This is a genomic window from Bacillus cereus group sp. BceL220 (genome assembly GCF_051776965.1).
GTDB classification, from domain to species: Bacteria; Bacillota; Bacilli; order Bacillales; family Bacillaceae_G; genus Bacillus_A; species Bacillus_A cereus.
Genome location: NZ_JBPWBC010000065.1, coordinates 1 through 352 on the forward strand (window position 1 = coordinate 1; position 352 = coordinate 352).

Sequence of the window (352 nt, forward strand, 5' to 3'; positions counted from 1 at the left end):
ACAGCCTTCAAGATGAGGGTGTGCCATCACCCCTCCTAAGACAGACCATATAGGCTCTTAGGCTGATTGACTATTACCGCCAACCACAGTTGCGTAGCGAATATTCATCGCCCCAACGATATCACGATGTTTCTCAAACCCACATTGGCACTTGTATTTTCTGTCTTGCGCCTTGTTCTTTTCAGAACATTTCGGACATGTTTGACTTGTATAAGAAGGGTTCACATATTCGACCTTTATGCCAACTAATGTCGCTTTGTACTCGATGAATTGTGCTAAACGATGGAATGACCAAGTGTGTAGATTTTTTTCGTTTTTACGGCTTGTTCGTGCCGTCTGTCTAATGTTTGTT

1 protein-coding gene is annotated in these 352 nt (G+C 42.9%); it reads right to left on the reverse strand.

The window, feature by feature from the left end; translation table 11 throughout:
• Window positions 1-57: 57 nt before the first annotated feature.
• A partial coding sequence (locus ACS2FK_RS30550; protein WP_438899983.1) for an RNA-guided endonuclease TnpB family protein occupies window positions 58-352 on the reverse strand: 295 nt, incomplete at its 5' end.